This window comes from Streptomyces sp. NPDC002825 (genome assembly GCF_040295385.1).
Lineage (GTDB): Bacteria > Actinomycetota > Actinomycetes > Streptomycetales > Streptomycetaceae > Streptomyces.
In genome coordinates this window covers 71,642-96,383 of record NZ_JBEOVH010000027.1, presented here as the reverse complement: position 1 = coordinate 96,383, position 24,742 = coordinate 71,642, and the positions used below count along the sequence as shown (strand labels likewise).

The following is a 24,742-nucleotide window of genomic DNA, read 5'->3' as shown; positions in this document are numbered from 1 at the left end:
CCACTGCCGACCGCCTTTGGGCTCCTGCATCCACCGCCGTTGATGTCAGCTGTAGATGTCGGCCGACGGCCACCACCCAGCCAAAGCGGGTGGGCTAACGACCTCTTTACTCACCACCGCCGGGGAGGTCGCACCCTACACGACTCCTCACCCGCTGCCTTCGCCCGATACGCGGCCACGTGCCCCTCGCCTTGATGTCGGTTTGGGAATATGCCTAGGCGATTGCAGTCGCTCGTAAATCCCGGAGCTGCCGTTCGCCCCCATCCCTGCAGCAAACGCCTTTCCTGTAGCGAGAACCTCGTGATGCCGCAATACCCGCTCTGAAAAAGTTCGCGCGAACGGAATCAGATGGCCATTCAAGTACTCATTGAAAAAGTCTTTATGGACAACATCGATCGCCATCGTTTTTCCTGTGTGGCCCATGAATGCACCCGGCTCCTCAGGCTCATGACGGAATAGCCGACTCCACGGAGTAAAGCTCAACTCCGTTCCAGTGGATGCCGTTTTCGCCGCAACCATAGGGGCATCGAGAACCGCTACCACCGCGAGAAGGTGCGCATCAAAGAAGCGGTGCGATTCCTTGGGTGCAGACGAAGCGGAGAAGTGAGTCGCTGCGCTCGCCAAGGGCATAACGATCCCGTTATATGCATCTGTTCCGGATAGTTCCAGCTTGGGCCCCTTGCGGGCACACTTGCTCATAATAGAGAAACCATCTCTACTCATGAACGGCTCCTCGGCAAGCTCGAGTGCGCGCATAACGGAGTAGAGCCACGTGGAACGAGAGTCATCAGTCGAGATGACAATTTCGTCCTGCTGCAGTCCCGCGACCTGGGGGAGAGTCAGGCGCCAGGGCGCCTCGGCGGGTGAAAAGAATACATAAGGTAGATCTGACTGCTTACATTCGATGAGGATCGTCAATGACGTACGAATCCGCGATTCGCTTGACGGCGGAGCGTCTAGCTCCTTCATGGCCATCAGGTCGCAGGACCGCATCTCGCCTGTGATTCGATCACGAAATCCCCACTCTTGCTGTACGCGAAAATCTCCTCCCAATAGATCAAAAACAGCGCTTTGGAGAGGGTAACCAGATTTCTCAATGGCGTCCGTAAGGATTTCTTCCGTGAGCCCTGCTTTGAGATGGTTACTCTGAGGGTTCGCGATTTCGATATTCGCCACTAGTCGGCACTCCCGGTTGAATCCCTCGTTTTGCTTGGATCGCCACTCTAGGGGATCCAACTCTCCAAGTTGTGGAGATCAGTGAAAGAGGGCAGCGGAGCGACTTTGAGCGAGCGGCCATGGCCTCGTCGACTTCCGGCACACCGAGCACTGCCCTGACTCCCGTCCCGTCTGCCGTCGACCCACACACCGTGGAGCAGGCGCGGTGCCGGGCGTCCAGGTGGAGCGCGCCACTGTACGAACGACCTGGACGCCCGGTGCCGTGTCTGCTCGGCTCTGCCTGGGTCGACGGCAGACGGGATGGGAGTCCCCCACCGCCACACCCCACCGGTCGGCACCCGCGCACGGGCCCCCTCCATCCCGGAGCCGGAGCGCCCCCGCCGGAGGCATCGTCCTGAGCCGCACTCGCGTGCCGCCTCGGCCACATCGTGGGTTCGTCACCCATCAACCCAAGCCGTCAGGCGTGCGGCCGGCGGCCGGGCTGGAGCGGGGCGCAGACAGGAGCGCAGGCCCGGGCGACGGGCCGCGCGCGCCGCGCCGTGCGCGGCGGGTGCCTTGATGAGGTAGAGAAATCTGTAACAGCCCCAGGGCCCCTACGGGCGGATGTACGCGATCGTGGCGTCGTCGTACTGCTTGCTTCGCGGCCATCGGCTGAGGTCGGGGTCGGATGCTTCCACTGCGCGGACTTGCCGGAGTACGTCTTCGGGGCCGCCATGGCTGAGCATGGTCATGTATCCCTGCCAGTCGGTGGCGTGGAACATCCCCACGAGTCGCCCAGCACCGTCTGTCAGCAGGGCAGCGCCTTGGACGCGGAATGCGCTCTCCGTGCCGGTGAGTGCCTGGCTTGCTGCTGCGGGGTCAGCCGCTGCCACCCAGTACCCGCCCGGAGTGTTGCGCAGGCTGCGCTCTTCCCGGACCAGGGCTTCGTGGGCTCGCTGCCGCTCCGGCGTCCCTGGGGCTGCCCTTGTGAGGGCTTCGCGGGCTCGTGGCGCTACCTGGGCGAGGCGGTCGTCCGTTGTGGCCGTCGCTACGCCGTTGCTGTCGACGAGAACCGTGCAGTCTCCCAGGACGAGCCACTCGAGGACGTCACCCCGCACCCGGGCCACAGCTACTGTTGCGGAAGGGGAAAGCGGGTTGTCGACCACGCAGGTGTCCCGGTGCAGGCTCGCCGTCGATTCGATGGCCGTCGCCAGGCAGATCGTCAGGGGCTCGTCTCCCCGGGCGGCCTCCGCGTGCAGGCGAGTCCCCAACCGCTCTACGTACCAGGCGACTCCGTGTCGGCACCCCGACTTCATCCCCGGTGCCATGCCGGCTCCGTCCAGGACCACGGCCGCGGTGGAGTCGGAGAGCGTGAAGTCCTCGTTTGGGCCCTGAGGCCGGGGGTAGCTGGCCGCGTCGACGAGCACGTCAGGTGGTCTCGTGGATCAGGACGTCGCTTAGCGCGCGGCTGCTGCTGATCGTCTTCGTGCTCGGGTCGTAGTCGGCGGCGATCACCATGGAGAACGGCGCTGTGCCCGCCTGCTTGTACAGGTCGGCGATGTTCTCGGAGAGGAAGTGGGCCACGCCCAGCGAACCCACCGCGTGGACGCCGGCGATGAGCAGGAAGGTGCCCTGTCCGTCGGGCCTCGGCAGTCGGCCGAGATATGCGATGTCCGTCGGCGACGGCGCCTCGGGGTCGTCGGTGGGAGAGGTGTGTACGGTGCCGCCGTCCCTCTCGGTCAAGGCCCAGCGCCCGTCGGGCAGGGTCTCGAAGGCCAGCCGCGGATCCTTGCCCAGAGCCTCGGCGGTGACGGGCGACGTCTTGGGACCGCAGACGACCATGAGGTCATCGCGGTTGAGGTCGATCGCGCCCGACGTCGGGATGTAGCCGAGGTCTCCGTCGAGCTGAAGCCGATGCGCCAACGCCAACAGCTTCTGTCCCGTGGAGCTGTCTTCGAGCGCTACGTAGTCCCGCTCGCCCGGTCGCATGGGTACGAGTACCTGGGCGTGCTCGGTGCCGAGGAACGCGCGCTCCGGCGGGGGGCCGGCATCACGGAGCTGCGCCACACGCGCCCGACTGACGCCCATCATCTTGGCGACGTCCGCCATGGAATGCCCGTGATCGCGCAGCCAAGCGATGCTCTCCTTGCGCATGCGAGAGGTCTCAACGACGGCGGCTTGCAAGTCCCCCATCAGCTCCACTGCGGCCTTCACGCGGAGCGCGTGATCTTGCATGGCGGCGACCCGCCGCACTTCTTCAATCACGGCGAACACCTCGCGGAACCGGACATAGGGCTGACTTCATACCCACATGTTAAGGGGGGCTTGACACCTTGCACCAGTCGAGTGCATCTTGGGTGCTAACCCCCCCTTAACACGGCCGGGGGATTCGACGCTCGGGCTGTTAAGCCCCCCTTACCGGGAGAGTGGACATGCCGTCCTTCAAGATCGACCTTTCGACCGCCGTCGTGTTCGTCGCGACCGCTCCCACGCCGAAGCTCGTGAGCAAGCAGACCGGCGAGCGCGCCATGGACCGGGAGACCGGCGCCGGGCTGTCCACGGTGGGCCTCCTGATCTCCGACGAGGGGGAGGGCAACCTCTACCAGGTGACGATCCCGGAGACCGGTCTCCCCGAGGGTCTGGCCCCCGGCATGCCGGTGTCGGTCATCGGGCTCAAGGCCCGGGACTGGGAGAACACGTTCAACGGCCAGACCCGCCACGGCATCTCGTTCCGCGCCGTCGCGGTCACCCCGATGGGGGTCTGACCATGACGGACATGGCGACGTTATGGGAGGTCGGCCTCCCGCTCGCCGGAACCGCCGGCGGTCTCGGATACGCGAAGGTCCGCGCACCCCGGGTGTTCTGGTCGCTGGTCGGCCTGCCGGTGACGCGGGTGCGGTTGGCGATGAACTACCGCTCGACGATGGACGTGTGCGGGCTGACGGTGCAGCCGTCCCGCCTGCGGGCGTTCGTGGTCCGCAACCTCGCCCGCCGCCCCGACGTCCAGCCCGTCCCGCCGAAGGTCCGCCGCGTGCGGGGCACCTCGACCGGCCTGCGGGTCACCCTCCGTCTCCCGGCCGGTCTGGAGCCCGCCGACGTGATGGCGGCCTCCGAACGGCTGCGGCACGCCTGGGGCGTCCACTCCGTCAACGTCTTCGAGACCAAGCCCGGCTTCGTGGAACTGCGGATGACCGGCTACGACGTCCTCAACCGGGTGCGGATGCCTCGCCAGAGCCCCTCGGGGCCGATGACGGTGCCGGTTGCCCTGCGGGAGGATGGGACCGCGTTCGTACGGGACTACCTCAAGGTCCCGCACGCGCTGACCCTCGGCGCGAACCAGTCGGGCAAGTCCATGTACCAGCGCAACCTGATCGCCGGGCTGGCCCGGCTGCGGGTGGCCCTGGTCGGCATCGACTGCAAGCGCGGTGTCGAACAGCGCGGCTACGCGCCCCGCCTCTCCGCCCTCGCGATCACCCCGGAGGAAGCGGACGGCCTGTTGGACGGGCTGGTGGGGGAGATGGAATCCCGCTTCGACCTGCTCAGTGACCACGGCGTCGCCGATATCTGGGCCCTCCCCGAGAAGATCCGGCCGGTCCCGGTCGTGGTCCTGGTGGACGAGGTCGCGGAACTCTTCCTCGTGGCGACGAAGAAGGACGAGGAACGCCGGGACCGGATGGTCACTCAGCTGATCCGCCTCGGCCAGCTGGCCCGCGCGGCCGGCATCTTCCTGGAGGTCTGCGGGCAGCGGTTCGGTTCCGACCTCGGCAAGGGCGCCACCGCCCTGCGCGCCCAGCTCACGGGCCGGACCGTGCACCGGGTCAACGACAAGCAGACCGCCGAGATGGGTGTCGGAGACATCGCCCCGGACGCTGTGGTCACGGTGCTGACCATCCCGCCCGACCGGCCCGGCGTCGCGGTGGCCGGGGACACCTCCGGCGGCTGGTCCCGCATCCGCACCCCCGCCCTCACCGCCGCCGAAGCGGCCGCGATCTGCGCCGCGCACGCCCACCTCACCCCGGACCTGCCCGCCCTCGCCGTCTACCGCCCCGCCATCCCGGAGAGCGTCGGCGACCCGGAGTCGGTCCCGCTGGTGAAGCCGAGCCCGGCCACCGCGTAGCTCACCTGTCCCACTTCGGTCGGCGTGACCGTCTCACGCCAGGTCCCTACCCGACCCATGCCCGAAAGGAGGTGACCGAGTGTTCCGCACCCTCCGCCTCGACGCCGTCCTGGTCCAGGCCGTCATCGCCGGGGCCTTGTCCTTCGCCCACCTGCACGACCTGGCCGAAGCGGCCGGGCAGGACGGCTGGAAGGCGTGGGCCTACCCGGTCTCCGTCGACCTGCTCCTGGTCGCTGCCTGGCGCCGGATGCGCACCGACACCGCCAACCGCGACGCCTGGCTCTGGTTCGCCATCGCCCTCATCGCTTCACTCGGCGCCAACGTCGCCACCGCCGGACTCCTCGACATGAGCGACGTCCCCGATTGGCTGCGCATCCTCGTCGCCGGATGGCCCGCCCTCGCCTTCCTCGGCGGCACCCTCCTCGCCCACGCACACGCTGCCGTACCCGTGCGGGAACCGGAGCCCGCACCGGTCAAGGAACCCGACTACGAGCCCGTTCCGGATCTGTTCGTGGAGCGCGCTCCGGAACATGCACCGGAACTCCCGCCGGCCCAACTCGGCTCGCAGGAGCCACAGCCGGAGCCTGCCCCGCAGGAACAGCTGCCGGAGCCTGCTCCCTCGGCACCCGTCGTCACCGTGCCGCCCGCGCTCCTCGCCCATGCCCAGAAAATCGCGGACGCCCACCGGGCCCAGACCGGTGCACCGATCGACGCGGAAACCCTCCGCTCCCGGCACGGCATGCCCGCCGCGCTCGCGGACTCCATCGCGCTCCAACTCGCCTGACCCGGAAGGAGCAAGACCCGTGCGCCCGAACCGCTTCCACCACGTGATCCGCATCGGCCCGGTGCAGATCGGCACCCACCACGACGGCCGGGGCCGCACCAAGCACACCGCCGTGTGCACGGCCCCCGGCTGCGACTTCTCCGCCGACTACAACACCCGCGCCGCCGCCGAACTCGCCGCCCGCACCCACCGCTGCAACCCGCGCTGACCCGAAGGAGCCCGTCTCGTGGACGTCCCGCTCTGGCTCGCCCTGATCGTCGTCGGCGGCCTCGGCATCAAGCTCATCCGCCCGCCCTGGTGGCTCGTCGCCGTCCTCCTCCTCGGCGGCTACCTCCTCGCCGACAGCCTGTTCGCCCCGCTCATCGACCCGATCACCAAGTAGGGAGACCCCGTCATGCTCCGACCGCACGTCCCGGTCAACCCGCTCCCGACCGGCACCCCCATCCCCCTCCTCAAGCCCATCCCCGTCGACAGCGGGGTCGAGCCGGTCGCCTCGACCCCGGTCCCGGCCCCGGTCGCTGCGCCTCGCACCTTGGTCCAGCTGACCCCGGGCAGCGCGCTCGCCCTCGCGGCCGGCGGCGGTGCGGTGGTCCTGGTCGTCGGCGCCGTCCTGGTCTCGATGCTCCTCGCGGTCGCCATCACCGGTGTCTCCGTCGCCGTGTGCGCGGTCGTCCTCAAGTCCCTGCTCAACCAGGAAAGGAAGCACTGAGATGGGTCTGTTCAGCCGCAAGTCCACCGACGCCCCGTCCAACCCGCAGATGGCCGAACTGGGCCGCGAGTACGCCATCGCCAGGCGCCACGGCGACCGCAAGGCCATGGGCCGCATCACCCGCCAGCTGGGCACCTCCGGCGCCAGCGCGAGCGACATGAACTCCTTTGAGCAGGGCCGGGACGCCTACGACGCCATCCCGCCCATCAAGCCCACCCGCAACCGCCGCAAGGGCCGGTGACCACCATGGACACCCAGACCCTCGCCGCCGCCGGTTTACCGGCCCTCGGCTGGGCCCTGCACGGCGGACTGCTCCTGCGCCGTCTGGCCACCGCCCGCCGCGACCCCCTGACCAGCCTCCATACCCGCGACGGATGGTCGGCCCGTGCCGAACACCTGCTGGCCAAGAACGCGAACGCGCTCGTGCTCCTGGTCGACCTGGACGACTTCAAGGCCATCAACGACACCCACGGCCACGCCGCCGGAGACGCGGTCCTCACCGCCACCGCCGACAGGCTGACCGACTGGTGCGGACGCCACGGCATCGCTGCCCGCCTCGGCGGAGACGAGTTCGCCGCCATCGTCACCGACCCCGCCCACACCGCCGGCCTCTTCGCCCTGCGGATCGCGCTGGATCAGCCGGTCGAACACAACGGTCACGTCCTGCCGGTCTCGGCCTCGGTCGGCCACTGCCACCGCGAACACCTGCCGGTCCCGACCCTCACCGACGCCCTCTCGACCGCCGACGCATCGATGTACGCGGCCAAGGGCCACGGCAGGCGCAACCACACACGCTGAGCGGCCCCCGGGACGGCCTCGGTCGCCAAACTTCCGCCGCCCCGGGCGCCTCAACCCCTCCCAGATCCACCGGACCCGAAAGGGAAACCTCATAATGCCCCAGACCCCGACCCCGCGCGTCTGCTCCCATTGCGACGGCTTCCCCGTCGTCCACATCACCACCGGCAGCCTCACCCCCGACGGACAGCGCCGCACCCTCGCCGCCGCCTGCCCCGCCTGCCAGGGCACCGGCACCCGCACCACCCCGGCCGCCGTCGTCCGTGCGGGGAAGTGACCCGTTGACCGACGCCGCCCTCCAGGCGGGCCTGGACCCGGCCACCCTGAGCGACCTGCTCCGGATGGCCGGGTCCCCCGGCTTCGACCGCCTCACCGAACAACTCCGCCGCACCGGCGGATGCACCGCCCCCATCCGCCTCACCGGCGGCACCAGGACCATCGACCCGGCCACCCGGACCGTGCTCCATGCCTACAACACCGACGCCGAGCCCGGCGGGGTCCTGCGTGTGGCCTGCGGCAACCGGCGGGCCTCCCGTTGCCCCTCCTGCGCCTGGACCTACGCGGGCGACACCTACCACCTGATCCGCGCCGGACTCGTCGGCGACAAGGGCACCCCGGAGACGATCCGCGATCACCCCCGGGTCTTCGCCACGCTCACCGCCCCGTCCTTCGGCCCGGTCCACAACCGGCCCAGCTCCCGGCCCTGCCGCTGCGGCACCCGCCACGCCGAGGATGCCCCGGAGCTGGGCACCCCGCTCGACCCGTCCTCGTACGACTACGCGGGTGCGGTGCTGTGGAACAACCACGCCTCCGAGCTGTGGCGGTACTTCACGATCTACCTCCGCCGTGAGGTCGCCGCCCGCGCCGGCCTCACCCAGAAAGCCGCCCGCGAACAGTCCCGCGTCTCCTTCGGCAAGGTCGCCGAGTACCAAAAGCGCGGCGCCGTTCACTTCCACGCCGTCATCCGCTTCGACGGCCCTCAAGGGCCCGACACCCCGCCCCCGGCCTGGGCCACCCTCGACCTCCTCACCGACGCCATCCGGGCCGCCGCCGCCCGGGCCCAAGTGGTCGTCCCCGCCGCCCCGGCCTACGGCGTCGGCCAGGATCGCACCCTCACCTGGGGCGCCCAGCTCGACGTCCAGCCCATCGGCGCCTTCGGCCAGGGCGAAGAGCTGACCGAACAGGCCGTCGCCGCCTACGTTGCCAAGTACGCCACCAAGGCCGCCGAGACCACCGGCTCTGTCGACCACCGCGTGGGCAACAAGGAAGCCCTGATCCTCCTCGACGTCCCGGACCACCCCCGGCGGCTGATGGAAGCCTGCATGGACCTGGATGCCGCCTACCCGGACCGGCGCCTCCGTGCCTGGGCTCACATGCTCGGCTTCCGCGGCCACTTCTCCACCAAGTCCCGCGCCTACTCCACCACCCTCGGCGCCTTACGCCAGGTCCGCGCCGACTACCGAGCCCACCAGCAACGCACCGCCCTCGGCCTGCCCGACCCCGACGAACACCCGGAAGCGCCCTTCCTCGTCGTCGCCCACTGGGCCTATGCCGGCCATGGCGCCACACCTGGTGAGTCCTGGCTCGCCGCCAATGTCCGCCGGGACCTCCAGCACAACCGCGAACACGCACGCGAGATCCGTACCGAACTCGAAGCCACCGACATGGGGGAGTGGTGACCGTGGCCCGTGCTCTGCCGCAGCGATACCTCACGCCGACCGACCTCGCGGACCTCCTGGGCGTCCCGCTGGAGACCGTCTACCAGTGGCGCCGGAAGGACACCGGCCCCCGGGGCTTCCGCGTCGGCCGGCACCTTCGCTTCGACCCCGAGGACGTTCGCGTCTGGGTGGCCTCCCTTATGTACAAGGAAGCCGCCTGATGGCCGGGCACATCCAGGACCGCTGGTTCAAGACGGAGCCTGGGCCCGACGGTAAGCCTCAGCGGGTCAAGACCGAGCGCCACGGTGTCGGCCTTCGGTACCGCGCCCGCTACATCGGCCCGGACGGCACCGAGAAGTCGAAAAGCTTCCCGGACAAGCAGAAGCGCAAGGCCGAGATCTGGTTGTCCAACATCGAGGCGGACATGTCCCGGGGCGACTACATCGCTCCGGAGGCAGGCAAGGTCACCTTCGAGCAGTACACGACTCAGTGGATCAAGACCCAGGGGACCGATCCGTCCACGCGGGAGTCCGTCGAGATGCGCCTCCGGCTCCACGTGCTTCCGCACATAGGGACGCGGCCCATGAGCTCCTTCAACCCGACGCACCTTCGTCTGTGGATGCGCACGCTGGAGGACGCGGGCCTCTCCGCTTCTTACCGGCGTGGGATCTTCGCGCACGTCTCTACGGTCTTCACGGCCGCCGTGGAGGACCGGATCATCAGGGCCAACCCCTGCAGTGCCCGGTCCGTAAAGGCGCCCCGGCCTGACCCCCGCAAGGTGAAGCCGTGGTCGGCTGCCCGCGTCATGGCCGTCCGGGCCGAGTTGCCCGAGCGGTACCAGGCCCTTGTCGACTCCGCCGCCGGGTGCGGTCTGCGCCAGGGGGAGGTGTTCGGCCTCGCCGTCGAGGACCTGGACCTCCGGGGCGGAGTCGTCCACGTCGTCCGACAGGTGAAGCTGCTCCGCAACCGCCCGGTCTTCGCTCCGCCCAAGGGTGGCAAGGAACGGGACGTGCCTCTGCCCGAGTCCATCGCCCTCGCGCTGTCCGATCACCTTCACCAGTTCCCGGCGGCAGAGGTCACCCTGCCCTGGAAGACGCTCGATGGTCCGCCGGTCACGGCGACGCTGATCTTCCGGAGTCCGGAGGGGCTCTCCCTGAACCGGAACCGTTTCAACGACCGCCAGTGGCGTCCGGCCCTCCGTGCCGCCGGCATCGTGGGCGGGCGGGACAACGGGATGCACGCGCTCCGGCACTTCTACGCGTCCGTACTCCTGGACGCGGGGGAGAGCATCAAGGCGCTGAGCGAGTACCTCGGCCACCACGACCCCGGGTTCACGCTGCGGACCTACACCCACCTCATGCCGTCGAGCCAGACCCGTACGCGGACCGCCGTGGACGCGGTGTGGGCCGCCCCTGTCGTCGAACCTGAAGGGCATACGGATGACCAGGCGTAGTCCGCTCAACCCGCTGGAACCCGAGGTCACGGCGTCGAGCATGATGGCCGGCATGCTGCTGACCTTTGGCCCCGACCGCCAGACCCGTGAGTTCACCTGCGATTGCTGCAAGGCTCCCAAAGAACGGGCCTGGAACTTCATCCACGCGGACGGCGCCCCGTACGCCGTGTACTTCGCCGACTGCTATCACCACACGGACCGGGACCACGATGCGTGGATCGACGTCATCTTCGGCACCTGGGGCGCCGGTCCGGACCAGTGGGCCGATCACGTCGCCTTCGGCTGCCGGGTCGGTCCGGTGCAGGGGCAGACGTCCCCCGCGTCCACTCTGGTGACCGCCGGCCTCGCCCATGCGGATGGGCCTCTCTTCGGGCGCAAGCTCGATCGGGAGGCGGCTCTTCAGCACCCGCTGCTGAACGACTTCTGGAAGGTCTCGGACTTCATCCTGGAGAACGACCCCTTGGTGCGGGGGCATCTCTACGGCCATTAGGCAGTAGGCCGCAGACGCAATGTGGGCCGCCCCAGGTGCCGATCACGGCCCCGGGACGGCCCACGAGAAGTAGTAGGGCTCTGACCTGCGGGAATCTCAGTAGCCGAAGTCCTGGGTCCACCAGGGGCCGCCGTCGCCGAAGACGACGCCCACGCCCAGGCTGGTGAAGTCGCAGTTCAGGATGTTGGCGCGGTGGCCGTCGCTGTTCATCCAGGACGCCATCACCGCCGCCGCGTCCACCTGGCCGCGTGCGATGTTCTCGCCGCCCATGCCCGTGACGCCCGCCTGCTCCGCCCGGACCCAGGGCGTGTCGCCGTCCGGGTCCGTGTGGTCGAAGAAGCCGCGGGCCGCCATGTCCGCGCTGAACGCGCCGGCCAGCGCCGAGAGCTTCGCGTCCGCGCGGACCGGGGCGCAGCCCACCTTGCCGCGTTCGACGTTGACCAGGCGCAGGACCTCGGCCTCGGCCGCGTCGCCCCGGTCGGCGGTGGAGGTGACCGTGGCCCGCTCGGTCGGAGCAGCCGTGGTCGGGACCGGCTTCGGCGCGGGCGCCTGGGTCGTGGGCGCGGCCGAGACCTTCGTCGGCACCGGCTTCGGGGTGGCCGTCCTCGTCTTCGTCGGGGTCGGCTTCGGCTTGGGGGTGGCCTTCGGGCTCGGCTTCCCGGACGGGGTCGCCGAGGGGGACGGGGAGGTGCGGGCCTTGTCGGCGCTCGACCCCGCCGGGGTCTGCGTGGCCCCGCCCTGCGTCGTCAGCTCCGGGGCCTGCCGGGTCTGGACCTGGCGCTCGCTCGTGCCGGCGCTGCCGACGGTGAACGTGTCCCCGCCGGGCAGCAAACCCGAGGCGACGGCGACCGCGCCGACCGCGACGGCCGCGGAGGCGCCGAGCAGGCCGGTGCGCACCGGCCGACGGCGGCGGGCACCCTGCTGAGGGCGGCCCGAACCGGCCGCGTAGTCTTCTGCGGCGGGTGCGGCGCCGGAGCGACGGTGGCGTCCCATCTGCTCTGCCTTCCTCTGCTGGTCTTCGCGGATCTTCGCCGGTTCTACGCCGGGCTTTGCTGATCTTTGCTGTCGGTACCGCTTCGGGTCGACAGTCGAACGGCGCGTCCCCGAACGGGTGAGGTCTGTTCGGTCGGGACTGTACGCCATGAGACGCAGGGGCGATGTGCTGATCTGGCAATCCGCCCGTTAGCGTGCAGCCATGAGTGACGACGTACGGATGACCGCCTGGGTGCGCGGCCGGGTACAGGGAGTGGGCTTCCGCTGGTTCACCAGGGCAAACGCCTTGGAGATCGGCGGCCTGGTGGGCTTCGCCCTGAACCTCGACGACGGCAGGGTGCAGGTCGTGGCCGAGGGGCCGCGTGAGAATTGCCACCGTCTGCTGGACTGGCTCCGGTCCGACGACACACCCGGACGTGTGGACGGCGTCACTGAGATCTGGGACACCCCGCGCGGCGGCTACGACAGCTTCGCCATCCGCTGACGATCACGCTCCGAAACCCCGCCCGGTGACCGAGAGCGGCACCGGGCGGACGCGCGGTAACAGGGGCGTGACCAGCGAACCGCCTGATGGTTGCCAAGTCGCGCCGGTCGTGCAAGGCTGCCCCGTAAGGATGATCGCGACGCCCCCGAGGCACCGAGTTCGAACGCCCCGCCGCCCGCTGAGCGGCCCGGGACTCCTCGGTAGCCCTTCAAACGGGGCGTGATCGTGTTGACCGTCAAACTTTTTGGTGAGACTCTGGAAGCCCCGCGCACCTTAGCTGTTTGGCAGTGGAACCGGCACGACAAACTGCCGAGCACCGCGGGTGCGAATCCCTCACGACCCACACCGCTTCGGTCGGTCACTCATTGTGGAGGACCATCCATCATGGCAAAGGCGCTTCTCGGTTACGTCGGCGGCTCCGACCCGCGACTCCTCGCCGAGATGCGACGGCTTCAGCAGCGTGTCCAGGACCTCGAATCCGAGCTGGTACGGATCCAGTCCGAGAACGACACGCTCGCCGCTGCCGCCGCTCAGCACCAGGGAGAGTCGCTGCTGAACGGCATCGACCTCGACGTACCCCAGGCAGAGCCTGCGCTCACCTGACAACCCAGCCCCCCGGGGCCAGGCGGAAAGCATTCTCGTCGGCGCAGCCGGACACCCACACAGCTGATCGTGCGGAACGACGCACGTGCACGACAGCTGGACATGCAAGGGGCGCCTCGGCGTCCCTTCTTTCTTTCACCCGCCGTTTCCCCCGCGTACCACCCCTCCTCATCCGAGGATCTGCCCCACACGATCGCGGGCGAAACGCACGCGCCCCGGTAGAGTCCCCGGGGTGCACCTCAAGGCCCTGACCCTCCGCGGATTCAAGTCGTTCGCCTCGGCCACCACGCTGCGGTTCGAACCGGGAATCACCTGTGTCGTGGGCCCCAACGGCTCCGGCAAGTCCAACGTGGTGGACGCCCTGTCCTGGGTCATGGGCGAGCAGGGCGCCAAGTCGCTGCGCGGCGGCAAGATGGAGGACGTCATCTTCGCCGGCACGACCGGGCGCCCCCCGCTCGGCCGCGCCGAGGTCTCGCTGACCATCGACAACTCCGACGGCGCGCTGCCCATCGACTACGCCGAGGTCACCCTCACCCGGATCATGTTCCGCGGCGGCAGCAGCGAGTACCAGATCAACGGCGACACCTGCCGGCTGCTCGACTTCCAGGAACTGCTCTCCGACTCCGGCATCGGCCGCGAGATGCACGTCATCGTCGGACAGGGCCAGCTCGACTCCGTGCTGCACGCCGACCCGATGGGCCGCCGCGCCTTCATCGAGGAGGCCGCCGGCGTCCTCAAGCACCGCAAGCGGAAAGAGAAGGCGCTGCGGAAGCTGGACGCGATGCAGGCCAACCTCGCGCGCGTGCAGGACCTCACCGACGAGCTCCGCCGCCAGCTCAAGCCGCTCGGCCGGCAGGCCGCCGTCGCCCGCCGCGCCGTCGTCATCCAGGCCGACCTGCGCGACGCCCGGCTCCGCCTCCTCGCCGACGACCTCGTCCGCCTCCAGCAGGCGCTGAACGCCGAGGTCGCCGACGAGGCGGCCCTGCTCGCCCGCAAGGAGGCCACCGAGGCCGAGCTCCGCGCCGCCCTCGCCCGGGAGGCCGAGCTCGAAGCGGAGGCCCGCACCCTCGTGCCCCGCCTGGAGCGCGCACAGCAGAACTGGTACGCCCTGTCCCAGCTCGCCGAGCGCGTCCGCGGCACCGTCTCCCTCGCCGACGCGCGCGTGAAGAGCGCCACCACCGCACCCGCCGAGGAGCGCCGCGGCCGCGACCCGGAGGACCTGGAGCGGGAGGCCGCCCGCGTCCGCGAACAGGAGGCCGAGCTCGAAGCCGCCCTGGAGGCCGCCGAGCGCGCCCTGGAGGACACCGTCGCCCACCGCTCCGACCTGGAGCGCAGCCTCGCGGCCGAGGAGCGCCGCCTCAAGGACCTGGCACGCGCCATCGCCGACCGCCGCGAAGGCCTCGCCCGGCTCCACGGCCAGGTCAACGCGGCCCGCTCGCGCGCCGCCTCCGCCCAGGCGGAGATCGACCGGCTCGCCGCCGCCCGCGACGAGGCCGCGGAGCGCGCGGCCGCCGCGCAGGAGGAGTACGAGCAGCTGAAGGCCGAGGTCGACGGCCTCGACGCGGAGGACACCGAGCACAGCGAGCGCTACGAGGCCGCCCGCCGCGAACTGGCCGACGCCGAGGCCGCGCTGAGCGCCGCCCGCGAGGCCGCCGCCGACGCCGAGCGCCGCCGCGCCGCCACCCGGGCCCGGCACGACACCCTCGCCCTCGGGCTCCGCCGCAAGGACGGCACGGGCGCCCTGCTCTCCGCGGGGCTCACCGGACTCCTCGGCCCGGCCGCCGAACTCCTCACCGTCACCCCCGGATACGAGATCCCCGTCGCCGCCGCCCTCGGCGCGGCCGCCGACGCGCTCGCCGCCGAAGGGCCCTCCGCCGCCGCCGAAGCCCTGCGCCTGCTGCGCAAGCAGGACGCGGGCCGGGCCACGCTGATCCTGGCCGGAGCCCCCGAGCCGCGCCCCGCGGTGCCGGCCGACGGACACCCGTACGCCGCCGACCTGGTCCACGGGCCCGGCGAACTCCTCGCCGCCGTCGGCCGGTTGCTCGCCGGCATCGTGGTCGTCGGCGACCTCGACGAAGCCGCCGAACTCGTCAGGACCCGGCCCGAGCTGACCGCCGTCACCAGCGAAGGCGACCTGCTCGGGGCGCACTTCGCTCAGGGCGGCTCGGCCGGCGCGCCCAGCCTCCTCGAAGTCCAGGCCTCCGTCGCCGAAGCCGCCGCCGAACTCGACGAACTGGCCATACGCTGCGAGGAGTTCGCCGCCGCGCAGACCGAGGCCGCCGAGCGGCGCCGCACCGCCGCGGCGCTCGTGGAGGAGCTCGACACCCGCCGCCGCGCGGGGGAGCGCGAGCGGTCCGCCGTCGCCCAGCGGCTCGGACGGCTCGCCGGCCAGGCCAGGGGAGCGGCCGGGGAGGCCGAGCGGACCGCGGCGGCCGCCGCCCGCGCCCAGGAGGCCCTGGAGAAGGCCACCGCCGAAGCCGAGGAACTCGCCGAACGGCTCCTCGTGGCCGAGGAGATGCCGGCCGAGGACGAGCCCGACACCTCCACGCGCGACCGGCTCGCGATCGACGGCTCCAACGCGCGCCAGACCGAGATGGAGGCGCGGCTCCAGGTCCGTACCCACGAGGAGCGGGTCAAGGGCCTGGCCGGACGGGCGGACTCGCTCGACCGGGCCGCCCGCGCCGAACGGGAGGCACGCGCGCGTGCCGAGCAGCGCCGGGCCCGGCTGCGCCACGAGGAGCGCGTGGCGGGCGCGGTCGCCGCCGGTGCCCGCGCCCTCCTGGCCCATGTCGAGGTCTCCCTGGTCCGCGCCGAGCGGGAGCGGGTGGTCGCCGAGGCGGCGAGGGCCGACCGGGAGCAGGGTCTGACGGCCGCCCGGGCCCGGGGCCGGGACCTCAAGGCGGAGCTCGACAAGCTGACCGACTCGGTCCACCGGGGCGAGGTGCTCGGCGCCGAGAAGCGGCTGCGGATCGAGCAGCTGGAGGCGAAGGCCCTGGAGGAGTTCGGCGTGGAGGCGACCGCCCTGGTCGCCGAGTACGGCCCGGAGCAGCCCGTGCCCCCCTCGCCCGTGGCGGAGGGGGAACCGGAGGAGGCGTCCGAGGCCCGGCCGCGGCCGTTCGTCCGTTCGGAGCAGGAGAAGCGGCTGAAGGCCGCCGAACGGGCGTACCACCAGCTCGGCAAGGTCAATCCGCTGGCCCTGGAGGAGTTCGCGGCCCTTGAGGAGCGCCACCGGTTTCTCTCGGAGCAGCTGGAGGACCTGAAGAAGACCCGCACCGACCTGCTTCAGGTCGTGAAGGAGGTCGACCTGCGCGTCGAGCAGGTCTTCACCGAGGCGTACCGGGACACCGCCCGCGAGTTCGAGGGCGTCTTCTCGCGGCTCTTCCCGGGCGGCGAGGGCCGGCTCGTGCTCACCGACCCGGACAGCATGCTCACCACCGGTGTCGAGGTGGAGGCCCGTCCGCCGGGCAAGAAGGTCAAGCGCCTCTCGCTGCTCTCCGGCGGGGAGCGCTCGCTGACCGCCGTGGCGCTGCTCGTCTCGATCTTCAAGGCCAGGCCCAGCCCGTTCTACGTGATGGACGAGGTCGAGGCGGCCCTCGACGACACCAACCTCCAGCGGCTGATCCGGATCATGCGGGAGCTCCAGGAGTCCTCGCAGCTGATCGTGATCACGCACCAGAAGCGGACGATGGAGGTCGCGGACGCCCTCTATGGCGTGTCCATGCAGGGCGACGGCGTCTCGAAGGTGATCAGCCAGCGACTCCGCTGAGGCTCGGGGGATCTCCTCTGCGTTCAACCTGTGAACTCAAGAGGCTTCGCGGTGCTCATAAAGTCACACGACATCGAGTATTGACTTCGAAACATGAAGGCATAGTCTCTGCAACGTTGCTTTTACCTTCACGTGGTGGGCGGCGTGAAGTTGTGCGCCACTGGAAGGGCTTGCCCCCCACCGAGGAGTCCATGTGACCAGCACCGCGCAGGCGCCCACGCCGCCGCCTTCCGAAGGCCGAGCCGCCCACCCGGACCACCTCGGCCACGTCATCTTCATCACGGCCTCCGCCGCGATGGGCGGCTTCCTCTTCGGCTACGACAGCTCCGTCATCAACGGCGCCGTCGAGGCGATCCGCGACCGCTACGACATCGGCTCCGGCACGCTCGCCCAGGTCATCGCCATCGCCCTGATCGGCTGCGCCATCGGCGCCGCCACCGCGGGCCGGATCGCCGACCGCATCGGACGCATCCGCTGTATGCAGATCTCCGCGGCCCTCTTCGCCGTCAGCGCCGTCGGCTCCGCGCTGCCCTTCGCCCTCTGGGACCTCGCCCTCTGGCGGATCATCGGCGGCTTCGCCATCGGCATGGCCTCCGTCATCGGCCCCGCCTACATCGCCGAGGTCGCCCCCGCCGCCTACCGAGGCCGCCTCGGCTCCTTCCAGCAGGCCGCGATCGTCATCGGCATCGCCATCTCCCAGCTGGTCAACTACGGCATCCTCCAGCTCGCCGACGGCGACCAGCGCGGCGAGATCGGCGGCATCGAGGCCTGGCAGTGGATGCTCGGCGTGATGGTCGTCCCCGCGCTCCTCTACGGCATGCTGTCCTTCGCGATCCCCGAGTCCCCCCGCTTCCTCATCTCCGTCGGGAAGATCGACCGGGCCAAGGAGGTCCTCGCCGAGGTCGAGGGCCACGGCGTCGACCTCGACCACCGCGTCGCCGAGATCGACCGGGCCATGCGCAGCGAGCACAAGTCCACCTTCAAGGACCTGCTCGTCGCCGGCAGCAGGTCCAGGCTCCTGCCCATCGTCTGGGTCGGCATCGGACTCTCGGTCTTCCAGCAGCTCGTCGGCATCAACGTCGCCTTCTACTACTCCGCGACGCTCTGGCAGTCCGTCGGCATCGACCCGTCGAGCTCGTTCTTCTACTCGTTCACCACGTCGATCATCAACATCATCGGCACCGTGATCGCGATGGTCCTGGTGGACCGCGTCGGCCGCAAGCCGCTCGCCCTCGTCGGCTCCGTCGGCATGGCGATCGCCCTCGCCTTCGAGGCCTGGGCCTTCTCCGCCGACCTCGTCGACGGCAAGCTGCCCGAGACCCAGGGCGTGGTGGCCCTCGTCGCCGCGCATGTCTTCGTGCTCTTCTTCGCCCTCTCGTGGGGCGTGGTGGTCTGGGTCTTCCTCGGCGAGATGTTCCCCAACCGGATCCGCGCCGCCGCCCTCGGCGTCGCCGCCTCCGCCCAGTGGATCGCCAACTGGGCCATCACCGCCAGCTTCCCGTCCCTCGCGGACTGGAACCTCTCCGGCACCTACGTGATCTACACGATCTTCGCCGTGCTCTCGATCCCCTTCGTGCTCCGGTACGTCAAGGAGACGAAGGGCAAGGCGTTGGAGGAGATGGGCTAAACCCCGCTGCCCCTCTCCTCACGACGACTGCCCCGGCCCGAGGCCTCACGCCCCGAGCCGGGGCAGCACGCCGTCGCAGAACAGCCGCAGGCTCCGCCACCCCTCCTCGACCGGCATCCCGCCGCACAGCGGATGCAGGACGAGACTCTCCAGGCCGAGCGCCAGGCACTCGTCCGGCGTCACCACCCGGTACACCCCCTCCGCCCGCAGCTCCGGCACCGTCGTCGCCGCCGACCGCACCGCCGAGCGGATGTCCTTCGACTGCCAGGAGGCGTACGTCCGCGCCTCGTGCAGGAAGTGCTCCCCGCACTCCGCCCAGGTCCGGTCCGGATCCTCCGACAGATGCAGCAGCGGGGTCTCCTTCGCCGGCATCATCGTCCAGCCCTCCGTGCCGTACTCCGCGCATCGCTCCCGGTAGTACGTCTCGAGCTCCGGCAGGTGCGCGCTCGGGAAGAACGGCAGCCCCAGCCGGGCCGCCCGCCGCGCCGCCGCCCGCGAGGACCCCCCGACCAGCAGCATCGGATGCGGCCGGGTGAACGGCCGCGGGGTGACCCGTACCGTACGGCCCTGGTACGTGAACGGCTCACCGGTCCAGGCCGTGAGAAGGGTCTCCAGGAGCAGGTCCTGGAGGCTGCCCCGCCGCCCCCAGTCGACCCCGCGCTCCTCGTACTCCTCCGGCCGGTAGCCGATCCCCGCCACCGTCACCAGACGGCCCCCGCTCAGCAGGTCGAGGACCGCGATGTCCTCCGCCAGGCGCAGCGGATCGTGCAGCGGGCCGATGATCGCCGAGACCGTGACCGCGATCCTGCGCGTCGCGCCGAAGACCGCGCCGGCGAAGGCGAAGGGGGAGGGCAGCCAGTTGTTCTCGACCCCGTGGTGCTCCTCGGTCTGCACGGTGTCGACCCCGTGCTCGTCGGCGTACGCGGCCATGGCGAGCGCGGCCCGGTAGCGCTCCGAGAGGGAGTCCGGGGTCGCACGGGGATCGACGAGGTTGAACCGTACGACGCTGAACGGCATGGGAAAGTCCCCCTTCGCAGGTGCGCGGAAGGGGGACAGTAGCTGACGGAGCGTCAGATGAAAACGGTCTCGCGGACCTCGGCGACAGGTTCCGCCGCCTTCTCCGCGGTGCGCGGCAGCACGGCGTACAGCACGCCCGCGACCACGATCGCGGCAGCGTCAGGAAGGAGTTGACTTCCTCCCCTCCCGAAAGAGGGGATTCCTACGGCTCGCGCCGTGGGGTTTTCTGCTTCGTCGCCGCCTGCCCGCCCGGAGTTCTCCGTTGGGGTCTTACGCCGGCTCCACAGACCGACACCGCCAGCCCGGCGGCCTTGAGGTTCTTCGCCGCGCTCACGTCCCGGTCGTGGGTCGTGCCGCAGCCCTCACACGTCCAGGTGCGGACGTGCAGCGGCATGCTCTTGGCGAGCTTGCCGCAGGTGGAGCACAGCTCGGAGGAGGGGAAGAAGCGGTCGACCGCGATCACTTCCCGCCCGTACCAGGCGGCCTTGTACTCCAGCATGCCCCGGAAGACGCTCCACGCGGCATCGCTGATGGCGCGGGCCAGGCTCCGGTTCTTGACCATGTTGCGCACGCTCAGGTCCTCGATCACGATCGTTTGGTTCTCACGAACGAGTCGAGTGGTCAGCTTGTGCAGCCCGTCGCGCCGCCGGTCGGCGATGCGGGCGTGGATCTTCGCGACCTTCCGCCGGGCCTTTCGGCGGTTGGCACCATCACCCGGAGCCTTGCGGGCAAGGCTCCGTTGTGCCTTGGCCAGAGCGGCACGGTCGCGACGTTCATGCCGGGGGTTGGCGATCTTCTCCCCCGTCGAGAGGGTCAGGAGGTGGTCCAGGCCCACGTCGATACCGACGGCCGTGTCGGTGACGGGGAGCGGTTCCACGCTGGGGTCCTCGCACAGCATCGAGACGAACCAGCGTCCCGCCGCATCCTGCGAGACGGTCACCGTCGACGGCTCCGCATCGGCTGGAAGGGGCCGGGATCACGCGATGTCAAGTGGTTCGGACATCTTGGCCAGCATGAGCCGGCCGTTCCGGAACCGGAACGGCGATGGATGGTCAGCGCGACGTGCGGGGGCGCGCCTCCGCACGGGAAGCGATGGGACGCGGGGGAGGTCGCGCCATACTGGACGGGTTATGGAACTCATCCTTGCTGTAGTCATCGCTCTGGTCGTCGTGGCGGCCGTGACGAGCGGGCTCGTGATCAGCGGTCGCAAGAAGAAGCAGCTGCCGCCGGCCGAGCCGCCGTCCACCACGCCGACCATCACCGCTCCGCCCGCCGAACCGCACGTCGGCGAGGAGGCGGAGACACCGCGGGAGGAACCACGCCGCACGGTCGAGGAGGTCGAACTCCCCACCGAGGCGGCCCCCGAGGCCCCGGTCGCGGTCGAGGAGCCCGCCGCTCCCGAGATCGAGGTCCCCGAGCCCACCGCCGGCCGCCTCGTGCGGCTCCGGGCCCGGCTCGCCCGCTCCCAGAACTCGCTCGGCAAGGGGCTGCTGACGCTCCTGTCCCGCGAGCACCTCGACGAGGACACCTGGGAGGAGATCGAGGAGACGCTCCTCACCGCCGACGTCGGCGTCGCCCCCACCCAGGAGCTCGTCGACCGGCTGCGCGAGCGGGTCAAGGTGCTCGGCACCCGCACCCCGGACGAGCTGCGCGGCCTGCTCCGCGAGGAGCTCCTCACGCTCCTCGGCGACTTCGACCGCTCCGTGAAGACCGAGAGCCCCGAGGACACCCCGGGCGTGGTCATGGTCGTCGGCGTCAACGGCACCGGCAAGACCACCACCACGGGCAAGCTGGCCCGTGTCCTGGTCGCCGACGGCAAGTCCGTCGTGCTCGGCGCCGCCGACACCTTCCGTGCCGCCGCCGCCGACCAGCTCCAGACCTGGGGCGAGCGCGTCGGCGCACGGACCGTGCGCGGACCGGAGGGCGGCGACCCGGCGTCGATCGCCTTCGACGCGGTCAAGGAGGGCATCGCCGAGAAGGCCGACGTCGTCCTGATCGACACCGCCGGCCGGCTCCACACCAAGACCGGCCTCATGGACGAGCTCGGCAAGGTCAAGCGCGTCGTCGAGAAGCACGGCCCGCTCGACGAGATCCTCCTCGTCCTCGACGCCACCACCGGCCAGAACGGTCTGATCCAGGCCCGTGTCTTCGCCGAGGTCGTCGACATCACCGGCATCGTCCTGACCAAGCTCGACGGCACCGCCAAGGGCGGCATCGTCGTCGCCGTCCAGCGCGAGCTGGGCGTCCCGGTCAAGCTGGTCGGCCTGGGCGAGGGCCCGGACGACCTGGCGCCCTTCGAGCCGGGCGCCTTCGTCGACGCCCTGATCGGCGACTGACCCGCGGTCCACGCGCACGCGTGAGGGCCCCCGCCACCAGGTGGCGGGGGCCCTCACGTATCTCTAGAAGTGCGTCCGGTGGCAGATGTACGCCAGCGTGCCGAGCAGCAGCCGGGCCTGCGGCGGCGCGCCCGCCGTGTCGAGCGTCGGGGGCCGCAGCCAGCGCACCGGCCCGAGCCCGCCCAGGTCCGACGGGGGAGCGGTGATGTGGGCGCCGGGGCCCAGACAGTGCAGGTCCAGATCGGCGTCGTCCCAGCCCATCCGGTACAGCAGCTGCGGCAGCTCGGCCGCCGCGCCCGGGGCCACGAAGAACCGCGCCCGGCCGGTCGGGGTCGCGCACACCGGGCCGAGCGGAAGCCCCATGCGCTCCAGGCGCACCAGCGCCCGCCGGCCCGCGGCCTCGGCGACCTCGATCACGTCGAAGGCGCGGCCGACCGGGAGGAGCAGCGCCGCGCCCGGGTACTCGGACCAGGCCTTCACGGCGTCGTCGAGGCCGGCGCCCGCCGGGACCGGTTCCGCGAAGGAGAGGGGGTGCGCGCCGGGGGCCGCGCAGGCCGGATCGCCGCAGGAGCACTGGCCGGAGACGGCCCGCGCGCCGGGGACGACGTCCCAGCCCCAAAGCCCCGTGTACTCGGCCACCGCTGTGCACTCCGTGGTGCGTACGCGGCGGCGTGCGCCGGACCGCATCTCACGAATGCCGCCGATCGTGAAACCCATGCCCCCTCCAACGGGTCGAGCGCGCCGGTGGTTACGACCCGGAGCACCGTCGTCACCCTTCGTCACGGTCCGTCGCCGAGGGTGGCGCGCGGTCGTGGGAGGGGTGGTGCGGACCGCGACACGCGCCTCTCCGCGCATCCGTCCGCCGACTCCGGTTCGTCGCATGTCAAGTGAATCGCGTTCCACGCGTGGCGAGTTCATTCGAAGGGGTGGCGAATGGTGGCGTTTCTTGAATCGCCCTCGTGGAGGGGTGATCGTAGGATTACTTTCGGTACTCGAACCTCGGGGTCGCTGCACGCGTGGGTATGCCGGAGGCAACCCGGTTTCCAGTTCGAAGGAGTGCGAACGTCGGACGGGTGCCGCGAGAGACGGCATTCTGATAGGGGTTCGGACGACAGGTCATCAGGTGGATGGGGGCGTTCCAGTGAGCGGCAACGGCGCAGACGGTACGACTGCCGGCAAGCGCCCGAACGAGCAGCTGGGCTCGTGGTTCGTGCGCAGCGGCTGGTCGAAGGGCGAACTGGCACGCCAGGTGAACCGCAGGGCACGCCAGATGGGCGCGCACCACATCTCCACGGACACCTCGCGCGTGCGCCGCTGGCTCGACGGCGAGCAGCCCCGCGAACCGATCCCGCGGATCCTCTCCGAGCTGTTCTCCGAGCGCTTCGGCTCCGTCGTCGCCATCGAGGACCTCGGGCTGCGCACCGCCCACCAGTCGCCCTCGGTCTCCGGCGTCGACCTCCCCTGGGCGGGTCCGCAGACCGTCGCCCTGCTGAGCGAGTTCTCCCGCAGCGACCTCATGCTCGCCCGCCGGGGCTTCCTCGGCTCCTCGCTCTCGCTCGCCGCGGGGCCCGCCCTCATCGAACCGATGCAGCGCTGGCTCGTCCCCACCCCGGTCGGCGACGTCGAGCGCCCCGAGCCGATCGTCGACGCCCGCCGCCCCAACCGGCTCTCCGAGGTCGAGCTCGACCTCCTGGAGTCCACCACCGCCATGTTCCGCAAGTGGGACGCCCAGTGCGGCGGCGGACTGCGCCGCAAGGCCGTCGTCGGGCAGCTCCACGAGGTCACCGACCTCCTCCAGGAGTCCCAGCCGGCCGCCACCGCCAAGCGCCTCTTCACCTGCGCCGCCGAACTCGCCGAGCTGGCCGGCTGGATGAGCTACGACGTCGGCCTCCAGCCCACCGCCCAGAAGTACTTCGTGCTGGCCCTGCACGCCGCCAAGGAGGCCGGCGACAAGCCCCTCGGCTCGTACATCCTCTCCTCGATGAGCCGCCAGATGATCCACCTCGGCCGGCCCGACGACGCCCTCGAACTCATCCACCTCGCCCAGTACGGCAGTCGAGACTGCGCCACCGCCCGCACCCAGGCCATGCTGTATGCGATGGAGGCCCGCGCCTACGCCAACATGGGGCAGCCCTCCAAGTGCAAGCGGGCCGTCCGGATGGCCGAGGACACCTTCGCCGACGTCGGCCTCGACGGCGAGCCCGAGCCCGACTGGATCGGCTTCTTCTCCGAGGCCGAGCTCAACGGCGAGAACTCCCACTCCTACCGCGACCTGGCCTATGTCGCCGGCCGCTCCCCGACGTACGCCTCGCTGGCCGAGCCCGTCATGGAGCGGGCCGTCGAGCTCTTCGAGAAGGACCCCGACCACCAGCGGTCGTACGCGCTGAACCTGATCGGCATGGCCACCGTCCACCTCCTCAAGCGCGAGCCCGAGCAGTCCGTGGTCCTCGCCGAGAAGGCCCTCGGGGTCGCCCGCAGCATCCGCTCCGAGCGGGTGAACACCCGGCTCCGCAAGACCGTCGACCACGCCGCCCGCAACTACAGCGACGTCGCCGAGGTCGTCCAGCTCACCGACCGGCTCACCCAGCTCCTGCCCGAGGCCGCCGAAGCGGTCTGACCCTCCCGGGCCCCGTTCCGAGGGCCCGCACCAGACCCCGGTCGCGCCGGGCGTCCCGTAAAGCCCGACTCGGCTCCCCCGCCGCAAGGTCACACGGACGCCCGACGCGGCCGGGCCCCTTTTTTGCGCCCGAACAGG

Annotated in this window: 25 protein-coding genes and 1 pseudogene; 19 read left to right on the top strand and 7 right to left on the bottom strand. The window is 70.6% G+C overall.

All coding sequences use genetic code 11. The features are described 5' to 3' along the window. Window positions 1-147: 147 nt before the first annotated feature. From ABT041_RS28875 to ABT041_RS28865, 3 genes are all read right to left on the bottom strand, one after another. Window positions 148-1,176 carry a hypothetical protein gene (locus tag ABT041_RS28875; protein WP_351189745.1) on the bottom strand — a complete coding sequence of 343 codons (1,029 nt, stop codon included), beginning with the start codon at window positions 1,174-1,176 and terminating at the stop codon, window positions 148-150. A 593-nt stretch (window positions 1,177-1,769) separates the two neighbouring features. Then, on the bottom strand, window positions 1,770-2,582 hold the full coding sequence (locus ABT041_RS28870; RefSeq protein WP_351189742.1) for a protein phosphatase 2C domain-containing protein: 813 nt from the start codon (window positions 2,580-2,582) through the stop codon (window positions 1,770-1,772). A 1-nt stretch (window position 2,583) separates the two neighbouring features. Beyond that, window positions 2,584-3,420, bottom strand: coding sequence for a sigma-70 family RNA polymerase sigma factor (locus tag ABT041_RS28865; protein ID WP_351189739.1), 837 nt, complete (start codon window positions 3,418-3,420; stop codon window positions 2,584-2,586). 167 nt (window positions 3,421-3,587) lie between these two features. Between ABT041_RS28865 and ABT041_RS28860 the strand changes: the two genes are divergently transcribed. From ABT041_RS28860 to ABT041_RS28800, 13 genes are all read left to right on the top strand, one after another. Beyond that, window positions 3,588-3,920 carry an SCO3933 family regulatory protein gene (locus ABT041_RS28860; protein WP_351189736.1) on the top strand — a complete coding sequence of 111 codons (333 nt, stop codon included), beginning with the start codon at window positions 3,588-3,590 and terminating at the stop codon, window positions 3,918-3,920. Window positions 3,921-3,922: 2 nt separating this feature from the next. Further along, window positions 3,923-5,272, top strand: coding sequence for an FtsK/SpoIIIE domain-containing protein (locus ABT041_RS28855; RefSeq protein ID WP_351189734.1), 1,350 nt, complete (start codon window positions 3,923-3,925; stop codon window positions 5,270-5,272). 79 nt (window positions 5,273-5,351) lie between these two features. After that, complete coding sequence (locus tag ABT041_RS28850) at window positions 5,352-6,056, top strand: DUF2637 domain-containing protein (protein WP_351189731.1); 705 nt, start codon at window positions 5,352-5,354, stop codon at window positions 6,054-6,056. Between the two features lie 19 nt (window positions 6,057-6,075). Further along, the gene (locus ABT041_RS28845) at window positions 6,076-6,264 is read left to right on the top strand and encodes a mobile element transfer protein (RefSeq protein ID WP_351189728.1); all 189 of its coding nucleotides are present in this window, start codon (window positions 6,076-6,078) and stop codon (window positions 6,262-6,264) included. 18 nt (window positions 6,265-6,282) lie between these two features. Next, window positions 6,283-6,438 carry a hypothetical protein gene (locus ABT041_RS28840; RefSeq protein WP_107103710.1) on the top strand — a complete coding sequence of 52 codons (156 nt, stop codon included), beginning with the start codon at window positions 6,283-6,285 and terminating at the stop codon, window positions 6,436-6,438. Window positions 6,439-6,450: 12 nt separating this feature from the next. Beyond that, window positions 6,451-6,765: a SpdD-like protein gene (locus ABT041_RS28835; protein ID WP_351189724.1), complete on the top strand. Its 315-nt coding sequence runs from the start codon at window positions 6,451-6,453 to the stop codon at window positions 6,763-6,765. Window position 6,766: 1 nt separating this feature from the next. After that, on the top strand, window positions 6,767-7,006 hold the full coding sequence (locus ABT041_RS28830) for a hypothetical protein (RefSeq protein ID WP_351189721.1): 240 nt from the start codon (window positions 6,767-6,769) through the stop codon (window positions 7,004-7,006). A gap of 5 nt (window positions 7,007-7,011) precedes the next feature. Continuing rightward, entirely contained in the window at window positions 7,012-7,563 is a 552-nt protein-coding gene (locus ABT041_RS28825) for a GGDEF domain-containing protein (protein WP_351189718.1), read from the top strand. 94 nt (window positions 7,564-7,657) lie between these two features. Continuing rightward, window positions 7,658-7,837 (top strand): hypothetical protein, encoded by a 180-nt coding sequence (locus ABT041_RS28820; protein WP_351189715.1) that lies wholly within the window; start codon window positions 7,658-7,660, stop codon window positions 7,835-7,837. Window positions 7,838-7,841: 4 nt separating this feature from the next. Further along, window positions 7,842-9,239, top strand: coding sequence for a replication initiator protein RepSA (gene repSA, locus ABT041_RS28815; protein ID WP_351189713.1), 1,398 nt, complete (start codon window positions 7,842-7,844; stop codon window positions 9,237-9,239). A gap of 2 nt (window positions 9,240-9,241) precedes the next feature. Then, window positions 9,242-9,439, top strand: coding sequence for a helix-turn-helix domain-containing protein (locus tag ABT041_RS28810; protein WP_351189710.1), 198 nt, complete (start codon window positions 9,242-9,244; stop codon window positions 9,437-9,439). Beyond that, window positions 9,439-10,671: a tyrosine-type recombinase/integrase gene (locus ABT041_RS28805; RefSeq protein WP_351189707.1), complete on the top strand. Its 1,233-nt coding sequence runs from the start codon at window positions 9,439-9,441 to the stop codon at window positions 10,669-10,671. The genes ABT041_RS28810 and ABT041_RS28805 overlap by 1 nt, the downstream gene beginning before the upstream one ends. A 52-nt stretch (window positions 10,672-10,723) precedes the next feature. Beyond that, a complete protein-coding gene (locus ABT041_RS28800; protein WP_351189704.1) occupies window positions 10,724-11,161 on the top strand; it encodes a hypothetical protein in 438 nt (145 codons plus the stop codon). 96 nt (window positions 11,162-11,257) lie between these two features. Here the strand turns inward: ABT041_RS28800 and ABT041_RS28795 are convergent, their stop codons facing one another. Continuing rightward, entirely contained in the window at window positions 11,258-12,154 is an 897-nt protein-coding gene (locus ABT041_RS28795) for a CAP domain-containing protein (protein WP_351189702.1), read from the bottom strand. A gap of 202 nt (window positions 12,155-12,356) precedes the next feature. Between ABT041_RS28795 and ABT041_RS28790 the strand changes: the two genes are divergently transcribed. From ABT041_RS28790 to ABT041_RS28775, 4 genes are all read left to right on the top strand, one after another. Next, window positions 12,357-12,638: an acylphosphatase gene (locus tag ABT041_RS28790; RefSeq protein WP_351189699.1), complete on the top strand. Its 282-nt coding sequence runs from the start codon at window positions 12,357-12,359 to the stop codon at window positions 12,636-12,638. Between the two features lie 384 nt (window positions 12,639-13,022). After that, window positions 13,023-13,241 (top strand): hypothetical protein, encoded by a 219-nt coding sequence (locus tag ABT041_RS28785; protein WP_351189696.1) that lies wholly within the window; start codon window positions 13,023-13,025, stop codon window positions 13,239-13,241. Between the two features lie 232 nt (window positions 13,242-13,473). Further along, window positions 13,474-17,007, top strand: a complete 3,534-nt coding sequence (gene smc, locus ABT041_RS28780) for a chromosome segregation protein SMC (RefSeq protein WP_351189694.1) — start codon at window positions 13,474-13,476, stop codon at window positions 17,005-17,007. 193 nt (window positions 17,008-17,200) lie between these two features. After that, window positions 17,201-18,634, top strand: a complete 1,434-nt coding sequence (locus ABT041_RS28775; RefSeq protein WP_351189692.1) for a sugar porter family MFS transporter — start codon at window positions 17,201-17,203, stop codon at window positions 18,632-18,634. A gap of 45 nt (window positions 18,635-18,679) precedes the next feature. Here ABT041_RS28775 and ABT041_RS28770 read toward each other — a convergent pair whose 3' ends face one another. Both ABT041_RS28770 and ABT041_RS28765 read right to left on the bottom strand, forming a co-directional pair. After that, complete coding sequence (locus tag ABT041_RS28770) at window positions 18,680-19,651, bottom strand: LLM class flavin-dependent oxidoreductase (RefSeq protein ID WP_351189690.1); 972 nt, start codon at window positions 19,649-19,651, stop codon at window positions 18,680-18,682. 202 nt (window positions 19,652-19,853) lie between these two features. Then, window positions 19,854-20,696 (bottom strand): annotated as a pseudogene (locus ABT041_RS28765) (RNA-guided endonuclease InsQ/TnpB family protein); the annotation flags it as partial. Window positions 20,697-20,781: 85 nt separating this feature from the next. On the opposite strand from ABT041_RS28765, the gene ftsY reads away from it, so the two are divergent. Continuing rightward, a complete protein-coding gene (gene ftsY, locus ABT041_RS28760; protein WP_351189688.1) occupies window positions 20,782-21,987 on the top strand; it encodes a signal recognition particle-docking protein FtsY in 1,206 nt (401 codons plus the stop codon). Between the two features lie 63 nt (window positions 21,988-22,050). On the opposite strand, the gene ABT041_RS28755 is transcribed toward ftsY, so the two are convergent. Further along, window positions 22,051-22,704 (bottom strand): bifunctional DNA primase/polymerase, encoded by a 654-nt coding sequence (locus ABT041_RS28755; protein WP_351189686.1) that lies wholly within the window; start codon window positions 22,702-22,704, stop codon window positions 22,051-22,053. Between the two features lie 424 nt (window positions 22,705-23,128). On the opposite strand from ABT041_RS28755, the gene nsdA reads away from it, so the two are divergent. After that, window positions 23,129-24,604 (top strand): transcriptional repressor NsdA, encoded by a 1,476-nt coding sequence (gene nsdA / locus ABT041_RS28750; protein ID WP_351189683.1) that lies wholly within the window; start codon window positions 23,129-23,131, stop codon window positions 24,602-24,604. Window positions 24,605-24,742: the final 138 nt, after the last annotated feature.